The organism is Testudinibacter sp. P17/SS/0325 (assembly GCF_053570765.1).
The window spans coordinates 1938021-1964662 of record NZ_CM131635.1 but is presented as its reverse complement, the minus strand read 5'-3'; the positions used below and the strand labels follow the sequence as shown (position 1 = coordinate 1964662).

Annotated in this window: 25 protein-coding genes; 15 read left to right on the top strand and 10 right to left on the bottom strand. The window is 46.7% G+C overall.

Annotated features, from left to right (window positions below):
* The first annotated feature begins 10 nt into the window (after positions 1-10).
* From fabG to ACWA50_RS09290, 4 genes are all read left to right on the top strand, one after another.
* Positions 11-739 carry a 3-oxoacyl-ACP reductase FabG gene (gene fabG, locus ACWA50_RS09305; RefSeq protein WP_431051868.1) on the top strand — a complete coding sequence of 243 codons (729 nt, stop codon included), beginning with the start codon at positions 11-13 and terminating at the stop codon, positions 737-739.
* A complete protein-coding gene (locus ACWA50_RS09300) occupies positions 733-1959 on the top strand; it encodes a beta-ketoacyl-ACP synthase (RefSeq protein ID WP_431051866.1) in 1227 nt (408 codons plus the stop codon). Before fabG ends, ACWA50_RS09300 begins: the two co-directional genes overlap by 7 nt.
* 180 nt (positions 1960-2139) lie before the next feature.
* Positions 2140-2724 carry a D-sedoheptulose 7-phosphate isomerase gene (lpcA, locus tag ACWA50_RS09295; RefSeq protein ID WP_431051864.1) on the top strand — a complete coding sequence of 195 codons (585 nt, stop codon included), beginning with the start codon at positions 2140-2142 and terminating at the stop codon, positions 2722-2724.
* Between the two features lie 39 nt (positions 2725-2763).
* The gene (locus ACWA50_RS09290) at positions 2764-3399 is read left to right on the top strand and encodes a tellurite resistance TerB family protein (RefSeq protein ID WP_431051862.1); all 636 of its coding nucleotides are present in this window, start codon (positions 2764-2766) and stop codon (positions 3397-3399) included.
* A gap of 52 nt (positions 3400-3451) precedes the next feature.
* Here the strand turns inward: ACWA50_RS09290 and ACWA50_RS09285 are convergent, their stop codons facing one another.
* Both ACWA50_RS09285 and ACWA50_RS09280 read right to left on the bottom strand, forming a co-directional pair.
* Positions 3452-3721, bottom strand: a complete 270-nt coding sequence (locus ACWA50_RS09285) for a PIN domain-containing protein (RefSeq protein WP_449343098.1) — start codon at positions 3719-3721, stop codon at positions 3452-3454.
* 731 nt (positions 3722-4452) lie between these two features.
* On the bottom strand, positions 4453-4593 hold the full coding sequence (locus ACWA50_RS09280; protein ID WP_431054362.1) for a hypothetical protein: 141 nt from the start codon (positions 4591-4593) through the stop codon (positions 4453-4455).
* Here ACWA50_RS09280 and ACWA50_RS09275 point away from each other — a divergent pair.
* The 6 genes from ACWA50_RS09275 to ACWA50_RS09250 all read left to right on the top strand — a co-directional run bounded on the left by ACWA50_RS09275 (position 4532) and on the right by ACWA50_RS09250 (position 13676).
* Entirely contained in the window at positions 4532-10336 is a 5805-nt protein-coding gene (locus ACWA50_RS09275) for an exo-alpha-sialidase (RefSeq protein ID WP_431054331.1), read from the top strand. The two genes, ACWA50_RS09280 and ACWA50_RS09275, sit on opposite strands and share 62 nt — an antisense overlap.
* Positions 10337-10577: 241 nt before the next feature.
* Entirely contained in the window at positions 10578-11306 is a 729-nt protein-coding gene (artP, locus tag ACWA50_RS09270) for an arginine ABC transporter ATP-binding protein ArtP (protein WP_431051860.1), read from the top strand.
* Positions 11307-11350: 44 nt separating this feature from the next.
* On the top strand, positions 11351-12070 hold the full coding sequence (locus tag ACWA50_RS09265) for an arginine ABC transporter substrate-binding protein (RefSeq protein ID WP_431051858.1): 720 nt from the start codon (positions 11351-11353) through the stop codon (positions 12068-12070).
* A gap of 9 nt (positions 12071-12079) precedes the next feature.
* A complete protein-coding gene (artQ, locus tag ACWA50_RS09260; protein ID WP_431051856.1) occupies positions 12080-12751 on the top strand; it encodes an arginine ABC transporter permease ArtQ in 672 nt (223 codons plus the stop codon).
* Positions 12748-13434 (top strand): arginine ABC transporter permease ArtM, encoded by a 687-nt coding sequence (gene artM, locus ACWA50_RS09255; protein ID WP_431051854.1) that lies wholly within the window; start codon positions 12748-12750, stop codon positions 13432-13434. Before artQ ends, artM begins: the two co-directional genes overlap by 4 nt.
* A 98-nt stretch (positions 13435-13532) precedes the next feature.
* Entirely contained in the window at positions 13533-13676 is a 144-nt protein-coding gene (locus tag ACWA50_RS09250) for an entericidin A/B family lipoprotein (RefSeq protein WP_431051852.1), read from the top strand.
* Positions 13677-13757: 81 nt separating this feature from the next.
* Here ACWA50_RS09250 and ACWA50_RS09245 read toward each other — a convergent pair whose 3' ends face one another.
* From ACWA50_RS09245 to dinB, 4 genes are all read right to left on the bottom strand, one after another.
* A complete protein-coding gene (locus ACWA50_RS09245) occupies positions 13758-13988 on the bottom strand; it encodes a zinc-ribbon domain-containing protein (RefSeq protein ID WP_431051850.1) in 231 nt (76 codons plus the stop codon).
* Between the two features lie 31 nt (positions 13989-14019).
* Positions 14020-14439 (bottom strand): nucleoside-diphosphate kinase, encoded by a 420-nt coding sequence (gene ndk, locus ACWA50_RS09240; protein WP_431051848.1) that lies wholly within the window; start codon positions 14437-14439, stop codon positions 14020-14022.
* A 189-nt stretch (positions 14440-14628) separates the two neighbouring features.
* On the bottom strand, positions 14629-15936 hold the full coding sequence (gene pepB, locus ACWA50_RS09235; protein WP_431054330.1) for an aminopeptidase PepB: 1308 nt from the start codon (positions 15934-15936) through the stop codon (positions 14629-14631).
* Between the two features lie 102 nt (positions 15937-16038).
* Positions 16039-17103, bottom strand: coding sequence for a DNA polymerase IV (gene dinB, locus ACWA50_RS09230; RefSeq protein WP_431051846.1), 1065 nt, complete (start codon positions 17101-17103; stop codon positions 16039-16041).
* Between the two features lie 238 nt (positions 17104-17341).
* On the opposite strand from dinB, the gene ACWA50_RS09225 reads away from it, so the two are divergent.
* Complete coding sequence (locus tag ACWA50_RS09225) at positions 17342-19294, top strand: glycoside hydrolase family 3 protein (RefSeq protein ID WP_449343097.1); 1953 nt, start codon at positions 17342-17344, stop codon at positions 19292-19294.
* Positions 19295-19312: 18 nt separating this feature from the next.
* Here ACWA50_RS09225 and ACWA50_RS09220 read toward each other — a convergent pair whose 3' ends face one another.
* Positions 19313-20011: a CidB/LrgB family autolysis modulator gene (locus ACWA50_RS09220; RefSeq protein ID WP_431051842.1), complete on the bottom strand. Its 699-nt coding sequence runs from the start codon at positions 20009-20011 to the stop codon at positions 19313-19315.
* Between the two features lie 9 nt (positions 20012-20020).
* Complete coding sequence (locus ACWA50_RS09215; protein ID WP_431051840.1) at positions 20021-20428, bottom strand: CidA/LrgA family protein; 408 nt, start codon at positions 20426-20428, stop codon at positions 20021-20023.
* A 102-nt stretch (positions 20429-20530) separates the two neighbouring features.
* Here ACWA50_RS09215 and ACWA50_RS09210 point away from each other — a divergent pair, with 102 nt between their 5' ends.
* The 4 genes from ACWA50_RS09210 to ACWA50_RS09195 are packed head-to-tail and all read left to right on the top strand — an operon-like array spanning position 20531 to position 23540.
* Positions 20531-21022 carry a thermonuclease family protein gene (locus ACWA50_RS09210; RefSeq protein ID WP_431051838.1) on the top strand — a complete coding sequence of 164 codons (492 nt, stop codon included), beginning with the start codon at positions 20531-20533 and terminating at the stop codon, positions 21020-21022.
* A 38-nt stretch (positions 21023-21060) separates the two neighbouring features.
* Positions 21061-22269: an aminotransferase class V-fold PLP-dependent enzyme gene (locus ACWA50_RS09205; protein ID WP_431051836.1), complete on the top strand. Its 1209-nt coding sequence runs from the start codon at positions 21061-21063 to the stop codon at positions 22267-22269.
* A 3-nt stretch (positions 22270-22272) separates the two neighbouring features.
* Positions 22273-22668 (top strand): SufE family protein, encoded by a 396-nt coding sequence (locus ACWA50_RS09200; RefSeq protein ID WP_431051834.1) that lies wholly within the window; start codon positions 22273-22275, stop codon positions 22666-22668.
* A 44-nt stretch (positions 22669-22712) separates the two neighbouring features.
* A complete protein-coding gene (locus ACWA50_RS09195) occupies positions 22713-23540 on the top strand; it encodes an SDR family NAD(P)-dependent oxidoreductase (protein WP_431051832.1) in 828 nt (275 codons plus the stop codon).
* A gap of 52 nt (positions 23541-23592) precedes the next feature.
* Here ACWA50_RS09195 and ACWA50_RS09190 read toward each other — a convergent pair whose 3' ends face one another.
* The gene (locus tag ACWA50_RS09190) at positions 23593-23790 is read right to left on the bottom strand and encodes a YnbE family lipoprotein (RefSeq protein ID WP_431051830.1); all 198 of its coding nucleotides are present in this window, start codon (positions 23788-23790) and stop codon (positions 23593-23595) included.
* Between the two features lie 16 nt (positions 23791-23806).
* A complete protein-coding gene (locus ACWA50_RS09185) occupies positions 23807-26641 on the bottom strand; it encodes a YdbH family protein (RefSeq protein ID WP_431051828.1) in 2835 nt (944 codons plus the stop codon).
* Position 26642: the final 1 nt, after the last annotated feature.

Below are 26642 nucleotides of genomic sequence, written 5' to 3'. Positions count from 1 at the left end.
AGGATTTTGTATGAAAAAATCGGTATTAGTCACCGGATCCAGTCGAGGTATTGGCAAAGCTATCGCACTAAAGCTGGCCGCTGAAGGTTATGAAATTGTCATACATTGTCGTAACCGTCGGGAAGATGCGCAAACAGTGAAACAGGAAATTGAAAGTGCGGGTGGCCTTGCCAGAATTTTACAATTTGATGTTTCAAATCGTGAACAATGCAAAACCTTATTGGAAGCCGATATTGAGCAATATGGTGCTTATTATGGCGTAGTGTTGAACGCCGGATTGACTCGTGACAATGCTTTTCCGGCATTAAGCGATGATGATTGGGATCAAGTATTACGGACCAATCTGGACGGTTTTTATAATGTATTGCATCCGGCGATGATGCCGATGATCCGTCGGCGCAGTGCAGGGCGCATTGTCTGTATCACCTCTGTTTCCGGGCTGGTCGGCAATCGCGGACAAGTCAATTACAGCGCGTCCAAAGCCGGTATCATCGGCGCAGCAAAATCCTTGGCTATCGAACTGGCGAAACGCAAGATTACGGTAAACTGCGTTGCGCCCGGTTTAATCGATACGGATATGCTTGATGACAATGTCCCCGTGGAAGAAATCCTCAAAGTTATTCCCATGCAACGAATGGGCAAACCGGACGATGTGGCTGCAGCCGTCGTATTTTTAATGTCGGAACAGGCAAATTATATTACTCGTCAAGTATTGGCAGTCAATGGTGGTTTATGTTAAAAAGAGTTGTTGTAACAGGTATTGGCGGGATTACTGCCTTGGGGCGTGATTGGACAACCATTCGCAGTTATTTTGAACGTGGGGAAAATGCCGTAGTCCATATGAATGACTGGGATCGCTTTCCGGAATTAAATACTCGCCTTGCCGCCCCTATTTTGGATTATCAACCGCCTGCACACTGGACACGCAAACAATTGCGCAGCTTGGGACCGGTATCACTATACTGTGTTAATGCCGCCGAAATGGCATTGACGGATGCCGGACTGCTGGACGACGCCACCATTAAAGACGGCAGAATGGGGGTAGCCAGCGGCTCTTCCACCGGCAGCACCAAAGATGTGTGTGATCTTGCCCAACTGATCAGTTTAGGCAAATCTGACGGCTTCAATGCCAATACCTATGTTCGGATGATGCCACATACCACTGCGGCTAACATCGCCATCTTCTTTAGTTTGAAAGGTCGGTTGATTCCCACTTCCAGCGCCTGCACTTCAGGTAGTCAAGCAATCGGCTATGCTTATGAAGCGATAAAATACGGTAGAATCCCGATGATGTTGGCTGGCGGTGGCGAAGAGCTCTGTCCAAGTGAATCCTATGTATTTGATGCCCTATATGCCACCAGCTTGAAAAACAATACCCCGAAGCTCACCCCTAGCCCCTATGATGCGGCCCGTGACGGTTTAGTGATTGGCGAAGGCGCCGGTATGCTGGTATTGGAAGAATACCACCATGCCAAAGCGCGCGGGGCAAAAATTTATGCGGAAATCGTAGGATTTGGTAGTAATTGCGATGGCGCACATATTACCCGTCCAGAAAGTGAAACCATGTATCAGTCCATGAAATTGGCGCTGGAAGATGCCGCTATTCCACCTTCCGCTATCGGCTATGTCAACGGACATGGCACGGCAACAGAACAAGGCGACATTGCCGAAACCGTAGCAACAAACCGTTTATTTGGTGCGAACATGCCGATTAGCTCACAAAAAAGCTATCTTGGCCATACTTTGGGTGCTTGTGGCGCCCTGGAGTCTTGGTTTAGCATTGCCATGATGAACGACAACTACTTTGCCGCTACGGCAAATTTAGTCAATATTGATCCTCGTTGTGGAGAGCTGGATTATATCCAAGGCAGCAGCCGTTATCTTGAAACCGATTATGTCATGAATAATAATTTCGCTTTTGGTGGCGTAAATACATCATTGGTATTTAAACGAATTTAAGCCAAGCCGTTTAAAGATCAGAATGCCTAACGAATTGAGATCTCTTGGTTTCAAGCAGTTTTTTATTCTGTATATTAACGGTATTTTTATGGTGTGATACGCAGTATAAATACCATTCCCCAGCAATATGCTCTACAATAATTCAACTAATCACATTGTTTACCACTAAACGAGGGCGTTATGTATTTAGAACAAATCAAAGCAGAATTAAACGAAGCGGCTGAGGTGCTGGAAAAATTTATCAACGATGAAAATAACATCGAGTTGATTCAGCAAGCGGCATTAATTATTTCCGACAGTTTTAAGCAAGGCGGCAAAGTCCTATCGTGCGGTAACGGCGGTTCACATTGCGACGCAATGCACTTCGCGGAAGAATTGACCGGGCGTTATCGTGAAAACCGCCCCGGCTATCCGGCGATTGCGATTTCCGATGTCAGCCATTTGAGCTGCGTCAGCAACGATTTCGGCTATGATTATGTGTTTTCACGCTATATTGAAGCAGTCGGGCAAAAAGGCGATGTGCTGTTCGGGCTTTCCACCTCCGGCAATTCCAAAAATGTGTTGAATGCGATTGAAGCGGCAAAAGCCAAAGGCATGAAAGTGATTGCGATGACCGGCAAAGACGGCGGCAAAATGGCAGGGCTTGCCGATATAGAGATCCGCGTACCGCACTTCCGTTATGCGGATCGGATTCAGGAAATTCATATTAAAGTGATTCATATTCTGATGATGTTAATCGAATTTGAAATGGCAAAAACCGTTTAATTTCCGTATTAAGCGGTGTTCTAAACAAGGAGATCAGCAATGAACGATTTATTCAGTCAATTACAAAGCCGTCTTGGCGAAATGATGAAAGATGAAAATTTTTCCAAAATCGCCAAAAGTGCGGCGGTCGGCGGTTTGGCAGGATTAATTCTGGGCAATAGCGGCGCACGCAAAGGCGTGGCAAAAGCCGGCAGTTATGCCGCGTTAGCCGGTGCGGCTTGGCTTGCCTACCAAAAATGGCAACAAAGCAAAAGTGGAAGTGCGGTGCAGGACGTGCAATTCGACCCGCAAGCACAGCAAGAGGCGATCACTTATGCCAATAATACCCTGTCCGATAACAAAATTATGCTGTTAACCCAAGCTATGGTATTTGCTGCACGCGCCGACGGGCAAATTGACGCCCAGGAAAGACAGCAAATCCATAAAGGATTAGCGCAGTTAGGTCATGGCGATCAGGCGGATCAATTGATTGATACGTGGTTGAACGCGCCTTTAAATCCGCAAGCCTTGGCGGAGCAAGTCGGTGATTCGCAATTGGCGGCGGAAGTGTATATGGCGTCGTTGTCGGTGATCGATACCGATCACTTCTTAGAACAAGCCTACATGCAGCAACTGGCTCAGGCATTGAATCTGCCGAATGACTTAAAACAGCAGTTGGAATTAGCGGCAAAATAATTCTGTTACGATGGGGAAGTTTAACTTCCCCCTTTTTATTCACATTGGAAAGTCATTTTGTCCAATCTTCGATATCTAAAAAATCAATCTGAAAAAAAGCCTGCTCGTTAGTAATTAAAGTATATTGCAAGCTATGCGCATGGGCAGCAATTTGCATATCTAATGGTGCTAGACTTTTACCCAATTTTTCCACTTTCACTTTAAATTCACCATAATTTTCAGAAATAGCGTGATCGAATGGTAAAATATCCAAACAAAGTAGTAATTCTCTGATCGCATTGGCTAATTTTGTCGGATTTCTGCGTTTCGCCAAACCATACATTAACTCCGCATGTGTAATCGAAGAAATACAAAGTTTTCCATTGACACTGCCATCAGGCGTTTTAGTATCAGAGAATGCCCTAGCAACAAATGGCTGACGGCATTAGTATCTAACATGATGCCCTCCATTTTAGCTTTATCATAGCAGACTAAAAGTATATATTAAGATATATATCCATATTTAAATAACGCATCTCCATAAAATGAGCACGGTTAAAAAACCATCTAACATAGATAAATTAATCTTGATCTATTTAACAAAATAATCAAAGTGCGGTTTAAATCTCACCATCCCTTCAATTACCACTTCAATAATGCATTTAAATTCATCATAAAAAATTAATTCATTTAATCAATAAACTTTCTTAAAAAAGAAAATAGATTGTTAAGCAGTTCACATATTTCATACATTGTTTACACAAAAATCATTCATCTCACTCAAAAACGCACTATTTTTGGTGTTTAAATTTTATCATCCTCCCCTTTTTCGTGTCACAAAAAATGAGTATGAATGAAAACGAATGTAACAAGTTAAAGCAATAACGTTTTTTTATTTAATTAGGATCACATTTCTGACAAAACATTTCATTCTAAAACCGATTACTATCACATTTTTTACGAATCGCTATTGCTCCATTTATGGAGCGGCATATAAATATCGACGATTAAGCATTCCCTATCAATTCTTCTATAACTCAATCGATTGAGGTATTTTATGAAACAAATCGCTATCTATTCCAATACAAATCCAGTCAGTTTACTTAAAAAGTCCTCACTGGCGATTTTAATTTCTTCCTTTTTTGCTGCCGGTGTGTTTGCTGAGTCTAACTTAATTACTCCCTCAACAACCGAAAAATCTGTAACCGCAAGCACTACAATTCCTTCTATCTTTACTTATAGTGCTTTAACACCGTTTAGTTCTCCAATTAATGTAACGGATACCTTTACTGCACAAAATGCCTTTCAGCTAGAAAGTGGTTCACTGACATTTCGTTTTAAAAATTCTGAAGCTACGCAATTAACCGCATTATTAGGTGTTTCAAACTCAAAAAAAGATAATGACTATATTCTTTTCTATGTAAACCGAAAAGCTAGTAGTGATGCTTTCGGAATTGAAATTAGAAAAAGTACGAATTTAATTCCAAATAATCAACTCGTCACTGCTGATATCGCAAGAAATGACAACGAATTCACCACAGTCACTTATACCTTTGATAAAACAAATAAAAAAATCATGATTTATGTCAATGGTACTTTACAAAAAACATATAACGGCGATACAAAATTTTTTAAAGATATTGAAGGGCTAGATGCTGCTTATGTTGGACGCACAAAACGCGCAAGCGGTACGCGTGAAATGACCTTTAGCGGTAATGTTTATTATGCGGGTGCGGAATCAAAAGTATTAACCGCAGAAGAAGTGAAAGCGGAACATGATAAATTAACCAAAAACTATGTTTTTGAATATAATGCTTACCTTGAAAAAGAAGCCGACAATATAAAATATGCTTCTGCTAAACATAGCCAACTTGGCTCTTATATGAGTGCAAAAGAACCGCTCTTTCAAAAAGGTCAAGGCGATGCGAATAATTACCGTATCCCAGCACTTTTAACCACTAATGACGGCGTTGTTATTGCGGCAATTGATAAACGTCATCAACATGCTGCAGACTGGGGCAATATTGATACCGTAATCCGTCGTAGTCTTGATGGCGGAAAAACATGGCAAGATGATCAAGTGATTATCGACCTTGTCAGTCAAACTTATGGCAGTGCTAACGCTGCATTTTTAATCGATCCACTGATGTTACAAGATAAAACATCTGGACGTATTTTCATGTTGATTGACATGTTCCCTGAAACTCAGGGGTTCTTTGGTATAAATAAAGATCACTCATCAGAAGGTACAGGCTATAAAAAAATCAAAGATAGCTACTACCGTATATTAACTGGAGCTGATGGCGCACAATATACCGTTCGCGAAAATGGTGTAGTTTATAATGAAGACCACCAACCGACTGAATATAAAGTGATTGTTGAAGGCGATGCCACTAGAGGCTTTAAAGATCTTGGTGATTTATATCGCGGCACTGAACGATTAGGCAATGTTTTTTTACAAACGGCGCAACAAGGAAGTGATGCCGCTCCGTTAAAAGTGCAAATTACCAGTTATTTATGGCTGACACACAGTGATGATAACGGTGCAACTTGGTCAAGCCCCGTCGATCTTACCCCGCAAGTAAAAGCAGATTGGATGCGTTTTTTAGGTACTGGTCCGGGAACAGGTATTCAGCTAAAAGATGGCACGCTAATTATGCCTGTCTACTATACTAATAGTAATAATAAACAATCTGCCGCATTAATTATCAGTAAAGATGGCGGTAATACATGGGAACGAGGCGAATCACCAAATGATCGTCGTTTGGCTTCTTCAGGTGGCTCTCGTCTTTTAAATGATGATTGGAAACAATTAACTGAATCACAAGTGGTTGAATTAGATAGTGGTGATCTAAAATTATTTTCACGTAATTTAAATGGTCGAGTACAAATTTCAACCAGTAAAGATGGCGGCTATACTTGGCAAAAAACCATTATTTCCGATGATATTTTACTTGATCCTTATTCTCAAATGTCCGTCATTAAATATTCGAAAAAAATCAATGGTAAAGAATATTTGGTTTTTGCCAATCCGCACTCTGCCTCTCGTTCTCGAATTAACGGCATGGTCTGGTTAGGGGAAGTGCAAGAAGACGGCTCAATAAAATGGAAATATAATGCTACTATTGCCACTGGCAATTATGGTTACAATAGCCTAACGGAATTACCTGATGGCTCAATTGGCTTGCTCTATGAAGAAAGTGCAGAGAAAATCCAATATGTACGCTTAAACTTACAAGAAATTGTTTGGTCAGAAAATCGAATTTATCGAGATAAACGCAGTACTGAACATTTAGACGTTTCCCTAACCAGCGACCGCGCCGAAACCTTCTACAAAATCGGCGACGGTGAAATGGTGAAAGTCGGCACGGGCGAAAATGCGGCTAAATTGGTGATCGAAGAAGGCACGGCGACCTTAAAACAGACTGCCGATGATAACGGCAAAGTACAAGCCTACGCCGAAGTCACCGTCAAACAAGGCGCAACGGTTCGTTTGGGCGATAACAACCAATTGCCGTATGACAAATTAATCTTAGAGGGCGGCAAAGTTGATCTCAACGGCAATACAATCACCGTCAATAAAGCCACTTCCGACGCGCCAACCACCGGCTTATACGCAGAAACAATTAATGGGAATTTTATCAACAGCGGTGAACAAACCGCAACGCTGGTTTACAATGCAGGCGGTCAGCACACCATCAATGGCAATTTGGGCGGCGTTGGCGAAAATGAGCAGCCGAATGTAAACCTGATTTATAACCCTGACGGCGAAAATTCTACACTTGCCATCAACGGCGCAACGGTACTGAATGAAATTGATGTAAAAACCGGCAAAATCATTTATAAACAAAACGGCATTCACTTCGCCGAAAACACCAAACTTGGCACAACCGCCACACTACAATTGGAAAGCGGCACAACTGTTGTCGCCAAAGCCGTCACCTTGGCTCAGGGCGCAACCCTTGCGGTCAATGCCGAGCAAGGCGGCTTGGTTAGCTTATCCACCGAAACCCTTAGCGGCGCAGGCACGCTTACGAAATCGGGCAAGGGGCTATTGCAGCTTTCGGGCAATGTCAATTTAACCGACGGCAATATTGCCATTAATCAAGGCATGTTAGAGCTTGATGAAGCCACGGTGAATGCAAAAACATTCAACCTTGCTACCGGCACAACCTTAAGCGGCAACGGTAATGTCACCTCCGCAATGACATGGCAGGCGGATTCGACTATTGCGCCAAACCACGGCTTTACCGCACCTGAAAATGGCGGTGAAACCGCACTTCCGTTCGCAGCAAAAACCTTGAGCTTCAGCGACATCATCAACCAAGGGGCGAGTGCGGTCTTGCGTGTCAATAATATCAGCGACGACATGACAACTTGGCAGCACGATTTTCTTAAAATCAGCGGCGATTTAACCAATCAAAGTGAACAACCTATTCCGGTTGATGTAGCATTGCTCGGCACAAAATATCCAAATTCAGATGTGAATAATAACGGCTGGTACGACGCAGATGAAGGGATTTCGTTAATTCAAATCGATGGCAATACGGAATTGGGCGCGTTTCAATTGCGTAATAATAATGTCTTGAGTGGCGATTTATTCAACTATACGCTCGTTGCCTTTGACAAAGGCGTAGCATTAGCAAGCGAAAACAAGCTTGGCAGCGGCGGGCGCGATTTCTATGATTACCGCTTGCAAACGCGTTTGATTGATATGCATGGCAATCCATTATCAACCCTGATGCGCAAACCGGAAATTGCAACGGATTCGGCAATGCTTAAAGAGGGCGAATTGCTCTACATTCCGACTCCCGATTCGAAAAAAGAAATCACGATGGATTCAGCAATGATTGAACCGACAGAAACCGCACTTGAAGAGTTTGTAATGAATTCCGATATTATCGAACCAATCGACGCACCGATTGGCGGATTTGTGATGGATTCCGATATAATCCGGTTGAACGACTCCCTCAACGACCTCGATCTGAAGGTGAATGAGAATTTAACCCTCAGCAAAAATATCACATTAAATACGGTGAACGTGACGCAAGCCAATTTAACTTACGCAGGAAATGAAGCTTCCACGAAGCAAATCAACTTAGAAAAAGCCACCTTAACCCTACAAGGCAATACCTCCGTAACCATTGAAAACACCCTTTCCGGCGATAACGGATCGAACGTGGTGGTGAAGAGTGAGCAAAATACCGCACTTTCTGCGCAAACCATCAATCTTGCGGGCAACATCACCAAAAATGGCGAGGGATTATTTTCACTCTCCGCTGAAAATCTCAAAGCCGAAAGCATTGTGCTGAACGCCGGTTCATTGGCACTGGCTGCCAACATGAAAGAAGGCAAATTGATTCTCAACGGCGGTACGCTCTTTACAACCGGTGAGGTGAATCATCTCGTTTTAAACGACGGTGCGACACTCTCCGCTGAAATGCCGACGGAAAATCGCCGTCGTACACGCCGCGCTTTAACCGAATTTAGTGCGTTAAAAGTCGGTTCACTGGAAGCCAATGGTGGTTCGGTACATTTGCGTGTTAACAATGTGAGTGAAAATATGCGGGATTGGGCGCACGATCAGCTGTTAATCCGTGGCGATGTCAGCGGTACGCACACCACGGCGGTCAATTTATCCCTGCTCGGCTCGGTGAATGGGCAATCTGATCAAAACAATAACGGGGCTTATGATAATCACGAAGGAATTTCGTTAATTCAAGTCGGCGGCAACGCTCGCCTTGACGCCTTTAAATTAGCCGATCACAACGATCTGTTCCACTACACCCTTGTCGCTTTTGATAAAGGGGCGGCAGCGGCGAGCGAAAACAAAGTCAACGATAAACACGCTGATTTCTATGATTATCGCTTACAAACCCGTTTGATTAATGCGCAAGGCGATTCGCCGATAACGACGGTAACGGAAACAGCCGCTACGGCTACGACCGTTTCTGAGACTACTGCGACTGCGGTCGAAGCCAAAACGGAAACACCATCAGTGACAGCAACAACCGCTGCCGCAAAAAGCAATTACCGCGCGCAAATCAATCCGCTACTGCCATCGCACATTGTCGCCTCGGATCTTATTTTGAGCCACAATAATACGGTTTATCAGAACTTCCAACGCAACAGTTCGCCATCGCTCAACAATACTCTGGATAACGGACAAAATATGTTTGTTGCCTATCTCAACGGCAAAACGGAATATAAATCGTCCACCGCTTTTGCGGATTACGGCTACAATGCCGATTCGAACTACAACGGCTGGATACTCGGCGGCAAACTATGGCAATCTGAGCAGCAAGACCGCGCGTTGTATGTTGCGGTCAATCACGGCAAATACAACATCAAGCCGCAGGCAGCTGACGGCGTAAGCAGCGGCAACTACACCACCTACGGCGCAAATATGAAATTCGCGCAACAGTTCGGCGATGTCTACTTTGCCTTGGACGGCGGCTATCAACACCACAAAGGCAATATTCAAGCCGGTGAAGATAAATCCACACTGAAAGCCAACGCCTTACGTTTCGGTTCGGAAATCGGCTATCATTTTAACCTTGGCACGCTTGATTTAATGCCGAAGTTAAACGTGCAGTTCCAACGCCTGAACCTGAAATCCGACAGTAAGCTATTTAAACTTGACCACGACACCATCAATGCTGTTACGACCAATCTCGGTTTAAGTGCAAGTTGGCACATTGATAGCCTTACCTTGGGCTTAGATGGCTATTATCAACACAATAGCAACAGTAAAGGGGATTTGTTGGTGCGATCTGCCATTACCGAAAAAACCTTCACCTCCGGTGGCTTAGGCAACTCGCTTAATCTTGAGGCCGCGGCAGAATATCGAATCATGCCAAAACTCACGCTCGGCGTTGCGGTCGGTTATCAGCGTAAATTGTCGGATAACGCTGTTAATAATCGCAATCTCTCTGCCAATATAAAATATATGTTCTAAGTTTTTGGGGTCAGATCACATGGCAATCAGGCGGATCAATTGATTGATGGGGAAGTTTAACTTCCCCCTTTTTATTCCGGTCTAAACCACTGCTGCCATTTTAAACAATTTTAAATTTCATGCGTCAAATCTGAATTTTTATGCGACTTTGCTCGCTTTTTATGAAATTTTATTTGCATGAAACCGCTTTTATTATTACCATTTCGCATTATTTCTTTCACTTGGCAGATACTTTGGCAACATGACGATCAGTATTAAAAATCTAAACTTTTTCTACGGCAGCAAACAAGCCCTGTTTGACATCAATTTTGAATCGCAAGACGGTGACATCATCGTGTTGCTTGGACCGAGCGGCGCGGGCAAAAGTACGCTGATCCGCACTTTGAATCTGTTGGAAGTGCCAAAGAGCGGTCAGCTGACGATTGCCGGGAATCAATTTGAGTTATCCGCCAACACCGAGGCGAAAAAAATCCGCAAATTGCGGCAAGATGTCGGCATGGTGTTTCAGCAATATAATCTGTGGCCGCACTATACCGTGTTGGAAAATCTGATCGAAGCGCCGATGAAAGTCTTGGGTTTAAGCAAAGCCGAAGCGGTGGAACGCGCGCAAGGTTTACTAAAACGTTTACGAGTGGAAGACCACGCCGGCCGTTTTCCGTTACATCTGTCCGGCGGGCAGCAACAGCGGGTGGCGATTGCACGCGCCTTAATGATGAAACCGCAAGTATTGCTGTTTGACGAACCGACCGCCGCCCTCGATCCGGAAATCACCGCACAGGTGGTGTCGATTATTCAAGAATTACAGCAAACCGGCATTACCCAAGTCATTGTCACCCATGAAGTGGCGGTCGCGCGTAAAGTGGCGACCAAAGTCATTTATATGGAACAAGGCAAAATTATTGAAATGGGCGGCGCCGATTGTTTCCATAATCCGAAAACGGCTGCGTTTTCCCATTATTTATCGCATTAATTCAATTTTACTTCTCTTTTTCTTCTGATATTAAGGAGCTTACCATGAAAAAATTACTGGCGACCGCACTTTTGGCAACCGCTTTCTCTGCCAATGCATTAGATATCACTTTTGCCACCGAACCGACTTATCCGCCGTTTGAAAACACCGATTCCAACGGCAAAATCGTGGGTTTTGACATCGATATTGCCAATGCGATCTGTGCGCAAATTCAAGCCAACTGCCAATTCCAAAGCCATGCCTTTGACAGCTTGATCCCAAGCTTGAAATTCAAACGCTTTGACGCGGCGATTTCGGCAATTGACATCACCGAAGAACGCGCCAAACAAGTGAGCTTCAGTGATCCGTACTATGACAGCTCCGCCAGCTTTATCGCCGTGAAAGGCAAAGCGGATCTGAACAACGCGAAAAATATCGGCGTACAAAACGGCACCACGTTCCAGCAATATATTGCGGCAAACGGTAAACAATACAGCGCCAAATCCTATACCACCCTGCAAAGTGCGATTTTAGATCTGAAAAACGGACGTATCGATATTATTTTCGGCGATACCGCGGTGCTTGCCGACTGGATGAAAACCGACGACAGTCTGGCATTTGTCGGTGAAAAAGTGACCGATCCGAAATATTTCGGTAACGGTTTAGGGATTGCGGTCAATCAAGCCAGCACGGAATTACTGGCGGAATTGAACAAAGGCTTGGCGGCGATTAAAGCCAACGGCGAATACCAAAAAATCTATGACACTTGGATGTCAGGAAAATAAGCATAAGCGATGTTTAGCAATTTTCTTTCACTGATGTTTTCGGCCACCCTAATGACCTTAGGGTTGGCTGTGTGCGCCCTAATTCTCGGCTTGATGATGTCGATGGTTTTTGTGGTGTTTGAAACCGCAAAAATTCGCTGCATTCGCAACGCCACCTCCGTTTTTTTAACCTTATTACGCGGCTTACCGGAAATTTTAGTGGTCTTGCTGATCTACTTCGGTTCCACTCAAGTATTATTCATTTTAACCGGCGATTTCGTTGAATTCAGCCCGTTTTGGTCGGGTGTGGTCGCGTTGGCGATTATCTTTGCCGCTTACGCCTCGCAATCGCTGCGCGGTGCGATTCAAGCCATTCCGCTCGGACAATGGGAATCGGCGTCGGCATTGGGGTTAAGTCGCGCGCAAGCCTTTATGTCGATTATTATGCCGCAAGTGTGGCGCCATGCCCTACCGGGTTTGAGCAACCAATGGTTGATCTTATTGAAAGATACCGCACTGGTGTCGTTAATCGGGGTGAATGATTTAATGCGCCAAGCGGAATTAAGCAACGCGAACACCCATCAACCCTTTACTTGGTACGGTATTGCTGCGCTGCTCTACCTTGCGGTCACGATTCTCAGCAAAATCGGTATCGCCTACCTAGAAAAGCGTTTTACCCGTTTTGAAAGGGAGGCGGCATGATCACGGATTATTTCAGTATTATTGCGCAAGGCATTCCGACCAGTTTGGCGCTCACTGCCGTTGCCTTAGGGATTTCCTTTATTTTGGCGGTGCTGTTTACCTTTATTCTGTCAATGGAAAACCGCACTTTGCGCGCCTTAGTCAACGGTTATATCACCCTGTTTACCGGCACGCCGTTGTTGGTGCAGATTTTCCTGATTTATGCCGGACCGGGACAATTCCAATGGATTATCGACAGCCCGTTTTGGTCGTTGCTGTCTAATGCGTGGTTTTGTGCCATGCTTGCCTTGGCGCTCAACAGTGCCGCCTACTCGGCGCAACTGTTTCACGGTGCGGTGAAAGCGATTTCCAAAGGGCAATGGGAAAGCTCGGCGGCATTGGGCTTAAGCCGTTGGCAAACGTTACGGATTTTAGTTCCGTTTGCGTTAAAACGCGCCTTACCGTCTTATAGCAACGAAATTATTTTAGTGTTTAAAGGGACATCGCTCGCTTCGACCATCACGATAATGGATATTATGGGCTATGCTCGCCAGCTGTACGGCACACAATATGATGCGTTGTTGATCTATGGTATCGCCGGGGCGATTTATCTGCTGATCACCGCTATCGCCACCCTGTTATTGCGCCGTTTAGAGAATCGCGTGTTGTCATTTGAACGTTTGGAAACCAGCAAAAGTCATTAACCGCAGAGTTGTTATTTTGGTTTTATCAGTGTAATATGCAGGTAAGTAGTTATTTTAGACTGCTTAATTGACTTTAACACCATTATGGGAGAATGCTTATGAAAATGATTTGGGCGCTTATTTTGGCGGCAACAATCGGAACATTAACCGCCTGTAACACAGTCAAAGGTGCCGGGCAGGACATTCAATCTGCCGGTGAAGCTATCGATAACACCGCGACGAAAGTACAAAATAAAATGTAACCTGACTCGCCGTTAACTTAGCAATGAAATGCCGAATGGGAATCCCCTCGGCATTTTCTTTTTCTATTTCAGAACGCAGCGTCAGCCGTGGGTGATCCAACTTGCCAACAAAATAAATACGGTGAAAATCGCCAGCCAGATTAAATGCAGTTTCACGCTTTTGCGGTTGATTTCCTGTTTATGTTCGCGCAAGCGTTGGTGTTGCGCTTTATAACGTTCTAAATCCTCAGGATCAAACGAAAAGCCGCAAGACGGGCAGGTTTTTGCCGTATCACTCACTTTATGCCGACATTCCGGGCAGCGGGTCAACATCTTATTTCCTCAATCTCTCAATCTGTTCAAATTAACGTGGAAAAATCTCGCTTTCGGCAAAAAAATATTCAATCTCCCGTTTTGCCGAGGCTTCCGAATCGGAACCGTGCACCGCATTAATGCTTTTGCTAGTGGCGTAATCAAAACGGATGGTGCCTGCCGCCGCGGTTTGCGGATCGGTCGCCCCAATCAATTGCCGATACTGTGCAATCACATTTTCCCCTTGCAGTACCGAAACCACCACCGGTCCGGAGGTCATAAATTCGACTAACTTTTCATAAAACGGTTTGCCTCGATGTTCGGCATAAAATCCGCCCGCCTGCTCTGCGGTCAGGTGCAACATTTTACTGGCAACAATGGTAAAACGCGCGCTTTCAAAACGGGAAAAAATGGCGCCGATCAAATTTTGTTTGACGGCATCCGGTTTGATAATCGAAAGGGTTTGTTGCATACGGCTTCCTTATTGATTGTGATAAATTTGAGATTATTAACAAAAGTTACTGATAAGGCAAAGTAGGGGGGATTATATATCCGCCCGTTTACGAAGTGCGGTATAAGCATTTAATCCACAGTCGAAAAATACAAAGTGCGGTTCGGGCGGAAATATAATCCCTCTACTTTTACCATAAACATCAACTGCTTAATCTTTATCCGCTTGGCTTAACAATAAATTGGCAAGAGTGTTGACGCCAATTCCGGTCGCGCCGCCCGCCCATAACGGACCGGCGGATTTGCGGAAGGTGGCGGAACAATCGATATGCAGCCAATTTTTCCGATACGCCTTTAAGAAATAAGATAAAAACGCGGTGGCGGTGCTCGCCCCGGCGCTACTGCCTGCCGCTGCCGACGAGATGTTGCAAATATCGGCAAAAGTAGAGCTGACCTGTTCACGGTGAAAATCTTCAAACGGCAAACGCCAGAACGGCTCGTTTTCTTCTCCTGCCGCGGCAAATAAGGCTTTGACCAGTTTGTCGTCCATTGACAGCACCGAATGGTAATCGTTGCCGACCGCCATTTTTGCCGCGCCGGTCAAGGTGGCGCAATCAATGATAAAGTGCGGTTGCTGCGCTTCGGCGTCAATCAAGCCGTCCGCCAACACTAAACGCCCTTCTGCGTCGGTGTTCAGCACTTCCACCGTGACGCCGTTGCGGTATTCGATAATGTCGCCCAAGCGGAACGCGCGGCTGCTGACCATATTTTCTGCACAGCACAGATAGAGTTTCACCCGTTTATTCAGACCGCAGGCAATCGCCAAGCCCAACGCCCCGGTCAGCAACGCCGCACCGCCCATATCGGAACGCATCGAATCCATACTGTTGCTCGGTTTCAAGCTGTAACCGCCGGTATCAAAGGTGATCCCTTTGCCGACCAAACATGCCATCACCGGTTCGTCCGGATTGCCGCTCGGATTGAAATCCAGCTGCAACATTGCCGGTTGGTTTGCCGATCCTTTGCCGACCGTCCAAATGCCGTGATAGCCACGTTCGCGCAGCTCTTCGCGCGCAATAATGTGATAAGAAACCGCACTTTCGCTTTCGGCTTGTTGCGCTTGCCGCACAATAAAATCGGCGGCACGGTGCGCCAGTTCTTGCGGGGTGATCACCTCCGACGGCAGGTTGATCAGCTCACGCACAAAATCCCCCGCCTCGATTTGGCGGAACAATTGCTGTTGTTCGGCATCGTCTAAGGTCGGGAATTCAACCGCAAACTGCTGCTTGGCGGTGTAAAAGCCTTGATAAAACGCCCAACAACGATCCAAATCCCAATGCTTGCCTTCCAGTTCAACCTCATTGATCCCTTGCGTGCGCAATTTACGCGCCGCCTGCTGGATTTTGCGACGACTTTTTTCTTCGCCGAAATGGATGGTCGCCACGCCGTTATCAAAACTGATAACCGCACTTTTGCCCCAAATTTCAGTTGCCGACGCTTTGCTTAAACAGATTTTCATACTCATACCGATACCTTTTATCTTCAAATTTAATTGTTTATAGCATAAACGAATTTTTAGTAAATCAGAAATGTCATATTTTTGTTAAAGTTTTGAATTACGTCACCATAAACTGAGCTGGCGTGCTTTATTTTTGTGCGGAATGGTCACATTTAAACCGATTAAGCGCACGCTACGCCCGTTTGCCCGCTGCCAGATTTGTTGTAACAATTGTTGAAAAGCGTCTTGATTCGGCACATAGGCACTGCTTTCCAGGGTCGTGGTTTGAAAATCGTTAAATTTGAGCTTTACCCCGATTTTACGGTAACTGCGCAACGGAATATCCGGTTGCGCACGCTGTAAACGCAGCCGTAATTTTTGATAGAGCGCCGATAGGATATCGACGGCTTGTTCCGGCTGCCAAATGTCTTGAGCCAAGGTGGTTTCCACCCCGACCGACTTGCGCTCCCGCTCGGGCTGCACCGCTCTTTCATCAATCCCATGACTGAATTGCCAGATCCGCTGCCCGAGTTTGCCGAATTGATCCAATAAAATATGTTGCTGCAAAGCGCGAATATCGGCACAGTGGTTCAGCCCCATTGCCGCTAATTTTTGTGCGGTGACCGGTCCCACGCCCGGAATTTTCTTCAGCGGCAACCGTAGCACAAACTCATCGATCTGTTCAGGCGTCAGCACGAATTGTCCGTTCGGTTTGTTCATATCCGAGGCGATTTTGGCGAGAAATTTCAGCGGGGCGATCCCGGCGGAAGCAGTCAATTGCAACTCGTCAAAAATCGCTTGCCGGATTTCAGCGGCAATCCAAGTTGCCGAGCCGTTACATGCTTGGCAATCGCTGACGTCGAGATAAGCTTCATCCAACGACAACGGCTCGATTAAATCGGTGTAACGTTGAAAAATGCGGCGCACCTGTTCGGATACTTGTTTATACAGCGCCATATTGCCCGGCAATAGAACCAGATTCGGACATTTCTTGAGGGCAAGTGCGGTCGGCATTGCACTGTGCAAGCCGAATTTGCGCGCTTCGTAATTACAGGTCGATAACACGCCGCGCTGTGACGTGGTGCCGCCCACCGCGACCGGTTTTCCCTGTAAAGTCGGATTTTCGCGCATTTCGACTGCGGCAAAAAAACAATCCATATCGATATGAATAATTTTTCTCTGTTGCATTCTGTTGCATAGCCCTGTTACAACAAACGTTGGATACCATATCGGCATTATAACGCAATTTACTGTATAAAAAAACAGTGTTAATGGAGTAAATTTACGCAATCAAAACTTGAAATGCCCATCCGTTTGAAAAGTAAACCAAGGTTAATATAAAGAAAGCGCTATTGCATATGCCTGTCATGAATTTTTATTTAAAATAGTGAAACTTATTCGCTGTAATCCCAGATGGAAAAGATCGTTGACCAGACTACCCGCACTATGCCTGTTTTGCCTGCTGAGCGCAAATCTATCAGCCGCCGCGCCGACACAACCGCACTTGAGCTATCGCAATGTGCCGTTGTTACAAATTGGGCAATCGCAATTCAAAGATCTGAACCGTAACGGCAGATTGGATCCCTATGAGGATTGGCGGTTAGCGGCGGAAACCCGTGCCGATGATCTGCTGGCGCAAATGAATCTGGCGGAAAAAGCCGGGATGATTATGCACGCCACCGCCATGACCACGGAAAATCCGCGAGGCAAAGGCGAATCCTACGATTTAACTGCCAATCGGCAGCTGATCGTGGAAAAACATGTCGCTAGCCTGCTCACCCGTTTGTCAGCGCATGCCATTGCCACTTTCAGCGAAGAAAATAATAAGTTGCAGGAGCTTGCGGAGAGCACCCGGCTTGGGATTCCGCTCAGTATCAGTTCTGATCCGCGCAATTCGTTCTCACCCGACGGCATGAGTATTTCCGCCGGAAAATTTACCAAATGGCCGGGATTACTCGGTTTCGGGGCGATCAATGATGAAAAACTGACCAAACGTTATGCCGATCTGGTGCGGCAAGAGTATTTGGCCAGCGGAATTCATATCGCGCTGTCGCCACAAGCGGATTTGGCAACCGAACCACGCTGGCCGCGTATTATCGGCACTTTCGGCGAAGATCCCGACAGGGTAAAACGGATGGTGAAGGCCTATATCGAAGGCATGCAAAACGGCAACGGCGGACTGCAACGCAATAGTGTGATTGCGGTAGTGAAACATTGGGTCGGCTACGGCGCCGCTCAGCATGGTTGGGACAGCCATAATGCCTATGGCAAATATGCCGTTTTTCCCGGCGATCATCTGCAACAGCACATCTATCCGTTTACCGGCGCCTTTGAAGCCAAGGTTGCGGGCGTAATGCCGGCATATTCGGTTTTGAAACAAGTGCGGCTGAACGGCAAAGCGTTGGAGCCGGTTGCCGCCGGTTTTAACCGCACTTTACTCACTGATCTGTTGCGCGGGCAGTATGAATTCGACGGCATAATCCTCGGCGACTGGTTAATCACCAACGACTGTGATCTCGCCTGCCGCGAAGGCAATCCGAACGGCACGCCGCACGAACCGCCGGGCGCACCTTGGGGCGTAGAGACATTGACACGACAACAACGTTTTATCAAAGGTTTAAATGCCCGGCTTGATCAATTCGGCGGCGTATCCGACACCGAGCTGATTATTGATGCAGTGCAACGGAATAAATTATCCGAGGCTCGTTTGGATCAATCGGTGCGTCGTATTCTGATCCAAAAATTCAGTATCGGCTTGTTTGAAGCGCCTTTTGTTGATCCGATTAAGGCGGAAAAACTGATCGGCAACTCCGCTTGGCAAAAAGAGGCGCAGCAAGCGCAAATCAAATCGTTAGTGCTGTTGGAAAATAAGCAGAAAACCCTGCCGCTCAAGAAAAAAAGTAAGGTTTTCTTGCATAATATTGATGCAGAGGTCGCCGGCGCCTTGGGCTTTAATGTGGTGGCGACGCCGGAACAAGCGGATGTGGCGATTATCCGCATTGCTACGCCGTATGAAATCCTACATCCTAGCTACTTTTTCGCTTCGCTGCAGCATGAAGGTTCGCTGGATTTCCGCTCCGGCAATACCGATTACCGTTTGATTCGCGATACCGCGCAAGTGGTGCCGACCGTTGTCACTATTTATCTGGATCGTCCGGCGATTTTAAGCAAGATTAAACAACACGCTTCGGCACTGGTTGCGAATTTTGGTATCGGCGATCATGCCTTGTTGACTGCGTTGATGAGTTCAGCCGGGTTCAGTGCCACATTACCTTTCGAGTTGCCTTCGTCAATGAAAGCGGTGGAAGAACAAAAACCGGATGTTCCCAGCGACAGCGCGGATCCGCTATACCCTTTGGGGTTCGGTTTAACACACTGACTGGCACGCCGACCGCACTTAAAACAGCAGAATCACCACATGAAACACCAACGGCGCCAAAATCGAACTGATAATGCCGCACAGCACCAATGCAATCGAGCTGTATACCCCGGCTTGCTGATCGACCTCTAAAGTGCGGGCGGTGCCGAGCGCATGCGATACCGCACCAATCGATAGGCCTATCGCTTCGGGGTGTTTCACGCCGATTTTTTGTAAGATGAAATAACCGAAAATCGAGCCTTGCAAACCGGCAAGCACCACGCCGACCGCCGCCACCGACGGAATGCCGCCGACGGTTTCGGCGACGGCCATTGCCATCGGCATACTGATCGATTTCGGCAAAATGGTTGCCACAATCTCTGCGCTTGCCCCTAACAACAACGCCAATACCGCCCCGCTAAACATCGCGAGGAGTGAGGCAACGGTGGTAATCAGCAAAATACTGCGCCAACGATTGCTGATTTGGCGCAACTGTTCATACAACGGCAATGCCAGTGCCACAATCGACGGCGCCATTAGATTATTCAACGGTGCGTTGCCCTGCATATAGCTGTCGTAAGGAATGTTCAGTAACAACAGAATGCCTGACAGCAGTAATAACGTCAGCACAAAGGAATTAAACACCATGGATTTCCAACGTTTGTTAATCCAAAGTGCGGTCATAAATGCCGCAATAGTCAGCCCCGAATAGAGATAAAGCGCCAAATCCTGTAACATCGTTTCCTCCTAGCTCTGTTGCCGTTTGTGTCGGGCTTTTTGGCGTAATTTGCGGATACTATGCCGTTCATACAGATAATCCCCAAGCAAACCGACCACCACCAGTGTCAGCATGCTGCTGACGATATTCGGAATCAGCAGCGGTTTCGCATTGGCGAACAGCAGATCGGCATACTTGATAATCCCGACACTGACCGGAATAAACAGCAGCGCCATATAGCGAATCAACAGGCGGGAACCGAATGCAATCCATTCCACTTTAATCACCTGCGTTGTCAGACACAGAAAAAGGATCAATAATCCCCAGATACTACCCGGTACACCGAGCGGAATCAGATGTTGCAACGCAATACCGAGATACAAAACGGCATATAAAATCGCAAGGGAGCGCAATAAATCGAAGGCTTTTTGTTTCATCTTGGTTTGTGATAACGGAAAAATATGAAATAATTCTCCCTCAATTTGTGATCAATGTCACTGTATTTCCCGCTTTTTTCTGATAATAGATAAGGTTGTAAAGTGTCGATAACACGTTTTTTCTTTTTATTTGCATTTTTGTTACTTTCTGCGATAACAATCCAAGCCAAAACTACGACTAATGCCTTGCAGTGCCGTGCGATTCATATCAGTGACGGCGACAGTTTCACCTGCTTAACAAACAATCACAAACGAATCAAAGTGCGGTTAGTCGGCATCGATGCACCGGAAAACGGGCAAGTATACGGCAAGCAAGCCAAACAACAACTGGCTAAACTGATCCACAAACAAAGCGTGACCCTGAAAATCGACGGCATTGATCAATATGCCCGCCGCTTGGCAACGGTATATGATATGCAACACCAAAATATTAATCGGTTAATGGTGGAAAGCGGTTATGCTTGGGCATACCGTTTCTATAAAAAAGATCCGCAATACCAACAGGCACAACTGGAAGCACAATGGAAAAAAAGAGGGCTTTGGCAGGATCGCCATCCGCAAGAGCCGTATTTGTGGCGTAAGGAACAACGTTGAGTTTATAATAGCGACCTGTTTAACCACTCGGATAGCTTATGCCTAACTTTAACCCAACTGTATTTCGAGCCGATTTCCCCTATCTGCAACAAGATTCTGCGTTAATTTATTTCGATTCGGCGGCGACGGCGTTGAAACCGCAGGTGTTGCTCGACAGTACGCTGGCGTTCTACCAAAGTGCGGGGTCGGTACACCGCAGCCAGCATGAATCGGCACAGACCGCACTTTACGAACAGGCACGGCGGTTGACCGCACAATGGATCAATGCGCCGTCGAGCGATTGTGTCGTTTGGACCAGCGGCACGACGCAGGCGATCAATATGGTGGCGCATGGGCTGGCAGCACAAATCCAAGCAGGCGATGAAATCATTATCAGCGAAGCCGATCATCATGCCAATTTTGTCACTTGGTCGGTCGTAGCGCAGCAGCGTGGCGCGAAACTCATCGTATTGCCGATTAACGATCAATGGCTGATCGAAAGTGCGGTTTTGCAACAAGCGCTCTCGCCACGCACCAAATTGGTGGCGTTAAACTATGTCTCGAATGTCACCGGTACCGCACAGCCGATTGCCGAGTTGGTGCAAACCATCCGTCAAACTGCGCCGCAAGCCTTGATTGTGGTCGATTGCGCGCAGGCGATTGCGCACCTTAAACTGGATATTCAGGCACTGGACGCGGATTTTTATGCCTTTTCCGCCCATAAACTCTATGGACCAAACGGCTTAGGCGTGTTAAGCGGAAAACGAGCGGCACTGGAACAACTCACGCCGCTACTGTATGGCGGCAAAATGGTGGATCGGGTGTCAAAACAGCAGATCAGCTTTAACACGCTGCCCTATCGTTTAGAAGCCGGTACACCCAATATTGCCGCCGTGATCGGCTTTGGCGCGGTGTTGAATTGGTTGCAACAAATCGATTTTGCGCAAGCTGAAAAGCACGCAGTGAATTTAGCCGAACAAACCAAAGTGCGGTTGCGGCGTTATCCCGGCGCCCGCCTGTTTAACTCGCCGCAAGCCAGTTCTGTTGTCTGTTTTGTCTTTGATGATTTGGCAACGTCTGATCTGAATACGCTGCTGAGCGAACAAGGCATTGCGTTACGCGCCGGCGAACATTGCGCCCAACCTTATCTTGCCCGTTTAGGGCAAAAAAGTACGTTGCGCCTGTCGTTTGCCCCTTATAATACCGAAGCGGAAGTCGAGGCGTTTTTTAACGCCTTAGATAACGCACTCGCCTTGTTGAGAGATTAACCGATGGCAAACAACCAAGACATAATTCGGCAATTTGAACAATTCGATAATTGGGAAGAACGTTACCGTTATCTGATTCAACTTGGTAAAAAACTGCCGATTCCTTCGCCCGAACAACTGGAAAATATGACGCGAATTCACGGTTGCGAAGTGGAAGTGCGGTTTAGCGCAGACAAGCGGGCTGACGGGGATTACCATTTCGCGGCATACAGCGAAGCGCGGATTATGAACGGCTTGTTGTACCTGTTGTTAAGTGTGTTACAGAATCTGCCGTTGGGTGATATTCGGCAATTTGATGTGACCGCATTGTTACGGCAATGCGGCATTGCCTCACGTTTAAGCGAAACCCGCTTAAACGGATTGAAGCACATCGAAACGCTATTACATCATTTGGATTAGGGACTATGGCTCAAATTATAAACACAGATCAACAGGCTCTAAGCATGAGTAAAACCATTTTCATCACCGGCTGTTCCAGCGGTATCGGTTATGCGACCGCACATTATTTACGGCAACACGGCTGGCAGGTGATCGCCAGTTGCCGTAAAGCGGAAGATGTTCTGCGTTTGCAACAAGAAGGGCTGGAATGCGTGCAACTGGACATGACCGATTCGGCGCAAATCCAACATGTGTTGCAACATATCGGGCAAAACCGCACTTTAGATGCCATTTTCTGTAACGCCGGCTACGGGCAGACCGGCGCGGTGGAAGATGTTTCGCGTGCCGCGTTACGCGAACAGTTTGAGACCAATGTCTTCGGCACGTGGGAATGTATTCGGCACGCCATGACGCTGTTCCGCCGCCAAGGACACGGGCGGATTATCGTCAACAGCAGCATTTTGGGTTTTGCCGGCATGCCGTGGCGCGGGGCTTATAACAGCAGTAAATTTGCCCTAGAAGGCTTGTGCGACACCTTACGTACCGAATTGTTCGGCAGTCAGATTTTCGTCAGCTTGCTGCAACCGGGTCCGATCACCAGCAAATTCCGCCCCAATGCATTGCAAAAATTTCATCAGTATATTGACTGGCAACACAGCGTGCATAAAACCGCCTACGAAAAACAGTTGGCACGCTTGAACACCAAAGGTAATGCCAACCCGTTCACGCTGCCTGCCGAAGCCTGTGCCAAGGCAGTATTGCAATGCCTGAACAGTGCCAAACCGAAAGCCCGTTATCAGGTCACTTTTCCGACCAAGCTCTATTGGTGGCTGCGCCGCTTGTTGCCGACACGCTGTTTTGATTGGGCAAATTGGAAAGGCGGGAATAAATAGTCATGCGAAAGTGCGGTGCAGATCACGCTAATCAGACCGCACTTTGCCTTTGCTATTGTTGCAAGATATTGTCTTCCGCCAAAATCTTACGGGTGTTGTCATCGGCTTCAATTTGAATCTTATGCTCGATTTCCACATTCATATTGATGGTAATCCCCTCTTTCGGCGTTTCCAGCTGAATTTTCGGCACGCAACCGAGCAAGACAGATAAACTGAACAAAAGTGCGGTAAATTTTAGCTTGAATAACATAATGGCTCTCTAGGGTCTATTGTTCACGTCGTTGGTACAGACGGTATTCTAAATTTTGTTGCAGCTCCGAAGCGAAATTGATCGATTTCCATAAATCAAAGGCATTTTCTTTATGATTGTAATTCAAAAAGATCGGATTTTGTAAGGCATTATTGGCTTTAATTTGCGCATTCATTAAACCTGTGCCGTCTTGCAGTAAATTCACCTTGATATTGGAATCATACACGTCCATAGTTTCCATCAAATTAGTCAGGATCCGTTCGGTAATCCCGCCGCCCTGTTCGATTTTTTCAATCAACTCATCGCTCAAATGAATGCGCCAATCGCTGCCTTGTTCAATAATGCCGTCACACACAATACAAGGGGAATTTTCAATCCAAAACGGCAGCTTGGCATTCACCTTGCCGGTCATCTCCAATTGGTTATATTGCATAAAATCCAGCACCTCGCTCAACTCAATATTGTTCAAACGCAAATAAGCGGCATTATGCTGCGGCAATGAGAATTTATCCACGTCCAATTCGCCGCCTAACAGATTTAAGTGCAATTTTGACAGCGATAACGGCTGTTTGCGTGTCCATGGATAGTGCCCTTGTAGCTGTAACGACACATTTTTCAGTTTGACCCCATTATCCAAAGTCGCGATTTTCACTTCGACCGGTTGTTTAATGCCCAGTTGGAAACGTTGATCCTGATAACGGTACGGCAGAGAGAAATTAATGCCGCTGATCGCCCCTTCGGGTAATGCAATATCGCCTTGTTGAATCACAATATGTCCCCCGGCAACCACCCCACTTTCCGGCGTAATGGAAAAGGCGGTTTGCCCACGAATCGTGCCGCGTTGGATCAACCAATTCCAACGCGGCGGAAACAGCGGTTGGAACACATTGGCAGACTGTTGCGGCCAATAGATATTGCCGCGTAACACGCCATCCTGATAGCGGGAGAACAGACGGATCGGTCCGAGTTTATCGGCGGTCAGCTCGCTGCGCAAATTCAAATCGGTGAAATCCTTGCCTTCGATGCGCACCCCGATATCCGGTTTGAGAAACGCACCGCCGTAATCAAATTGAATTTTCGGCGTACTCAGGGTCAATCCCCCTTGCAATTGTTGCTGCTGATAATCCCACTTGACCGATTCGGTCAAGGTCAATTTCAAGGGGTCAACCCTAACGCCGGACAACCCGAAGCGATCCAATTCACCGTCAAGCAATTGAATATGGATTAAATTATCTTGCCAAAATCCGCGGCCGCGCAAACTCACCAGACTGCGCAAACCGGGAATATCGGCGTATCCCCAAAAATTCCAATTCCAGATATTGGCTTTTACCGCTGCCGATTTTAACCCTGTCACATTTTGGGCGGAGCGGATATTAAAAATGGAATGAATCCCGGCGATAAACTCATTGGCACGTCCGTCAAGGTGCAAGTCAATCTGATCAAACTGCCGGGTTTTGCCTTTCAGAATCGCCTGCAAACGCCCTTTGACACCGTATTGCCCGACGACCACCCCAGCCAAGGGCAAACGCAATTCTTCAATATCAATATACTCGGTATTGCCGCGCATACGTAATAACGAACCGCTTAAAAAACGTAACATCGGGTCATGTAGCGGGCCTTCTATCCGCATCGGCAAACCGGCATAAAAAATGCTGTCGAAGGATTTCACATCGCCGTTCACTTGCAGCGGGATATTCAGCGACTCTCGTTCGATTTTCCCGTTCAAGCCTTGAATCACAATCACGCCCTTGCCTTTTTCGCCGTTAGAAAGCAATGACAGGCGAAAGTTAACGCTTAACGGGAAACTGTTCCAGAAAAAACGGCTCTCTTCCGCTTGCAGGTTCAAATCCAAAAAACCGGTCATCGGCTGCGGTAAATCTTTCGCCCAATTAAACTGCGCTTTGCTGATTTGCAAATTGCCGTTTTTAATATCAAACGGCAAATTCAAGAGCTCGTGCTGTTGCTGCCCGACCGTTTCATACAACTGCAAGTTGGCTTGTTCTTCCTGCCACACCAGCTTCATTCCGCCTTGCGGAATCACCAAATAAGGCGAACGCCAAATAAAATCAACATCCGCACGCAATGGCAGTTGTGCAAAACTCTCCGCCAGTTCGGCGTTAAACGTCAATTGGTTCGATTGCTCACTGTCCGGCAGATAAACCGCCGTTGCCGTTAAATTTTGCCCGACAAGCCGCGCATTCAAATCAAATAATACCGATTCCAATTGAAGCGCTGAATTTTCGTCACTAGCCTGCCTGCTGCTGCCGTTGGGTTCTGAAACCGTTTCGGGTTCAGCCTGCGTTTGCTTGTCACGCGAAAGTGCGGTTCCGTTTGCTTCGCTTGCCCGCAGGTGCAAGCGCACTTCATTGCCTTGGCGTACCGCACTTACGCTGGTCGTCGCCGCCAAAATTTGTTGCAACTGCGGTTGTTGTACGCTTTCCGTATGTTGCCAATGCAATTCGGCAATCTCGACCTCGCCCAATGGCAACAGTGCAAACAAACGATTGACGGTGAAAGGGGTTGCCTCTTCCGCCGTATTATCTTGATTCATCAGTTGCTGCAAACAGGCATAATCCAATTGTAATTGTCGTACCGCCAATTTCCGTTGCTGTCCGGTTAAGCGAATATCGTTCGCCTCCGCCAGCCGGCAAGTCGCCGTTTGCAGCTTGAGCTGCGGCAACCTTATGCCGTCAAAATCGATTTGCGGGGCTTGTTTCAACTGGATTTGATAATCCGGCATGAGGAAATAATTGGTGACGGTCTGCAAGCCGTTACCCTGTAACAGATATAACAGTGCGCTGCCGAGTAACAGCGACAATACCGCGAATACAAACAGACACTTCTTCCACATA